At 43.7% G+C, this 247-nt stretch carries 1 protein-coding gene; it reads left to right on the plus strand.

Features of this window, described 5'->3' with window-relative positions; all coding sequences use genetic code 11:
• Positions 1 to 247: T7SS effector LXG polymorphic toxin (locus tag SORDD15_RS09795; RefSeq protein ID WP_231097657.1), on the plus strand; the 247-nt coding region annotated here is incomplete at both ends.

A 247-nucleotide genomic window follows, 5' to 3' on the forward strand; every position in this document is an offset into this window, starting at 1 on the left:
AATATAAAATTTGATGATATCACCTCTGTTCAGGTGGAAAGTCAAAAGACGATAAATGCTTGGGGAGAGTCGGTCGCTAGCCTAAACAAGGCCATGACAGACTTCATCAACAATAAAAATCTCCAAGGTCAGGCCATCTCTAGCATGCGCACCTACCTAGTAGAGGTGCATGGGACTCTCCTTCAGACTCTGGTCAACCTGATGAATGACTACTCAACCAATCTCCTACTATACAAGGACGGTTATT

The organism is Streptococcus oralis (assembly GCF_001578935.1).
GTDB lineage: Bacteria > Bacillota > Bacilli > Lactobacillales > Streptococcaceae > Streptococcus > Streptococcus oralis_R.